The sequence below is a fragment of the Planktothrix paucivesiculata PCC 9631 genome (assembly GCF_900009265.2).
Taxonomy (GTDB): domain Bacteria; phylum Cyanobacteriota; class Cyanobacteriia; order Cyanobacteriales; family Microcoleaceae; genus Planktothrix; species Planktothrix paucivesiculata.
In genome coordinates, this window is record NZ_LR735143.1 from 1 (window position 1) to 465 (window position 465).

Below are 465 nucleotides of genomic sequence, written 5' to 3' on the forward strand. Positions count from 1 at the left end.
TATTAGAACTCTTGCAAAATAATTTTATGGTATTATGGTGAGTTTTGCTCAATTTCATAAAATCCCAGAGACTAACCATTCTTCACAAACTTTTGCTAAAAACTCCATAAAATGGTAAAAATTGAAAGTGAATTAAGACAATAACTCGGCGATGAACACTCAATTTTATCTAAATTTGAAACCTCCTGAATTTAAACGGAGATTTGGTGTCAAGATTCAAACCTTTCAAGCAATGGTTAATGCCATAGAGCAGTTCAGGTTAGAACATCCTAAAGATAGGAGAGGACGTCACACCCGCCTGACTCTCCAAGAGCAAGTTTTAGTAGCCTTGGAGTATTGGCGAGAATACAGAACATATTTTCATATTGGGACAAATTGGGGAGTATCAGAATCAACTATTTGCCGAATTGTTGCTAATATTGAATCAACTTTAATGAAAACAGGAAAGTTTCGGATTCCGGGAAA

Annotated in this window: 1 protein-coding gene; it reads left to right on the top strand. The window is 35.3% G+C overall.

The window, feature by feature from the left end:
- Positions 1-151: 151 nt before the first annotated feature.
- Positions 152-465, top strand: a 314-nt coding sequence (locus PL9631_RS25855) for a helix-turn-helix domain-containing protein (protein ID WP_197046544.1), incomplete at its 3' end; no start/stop codon positions are given.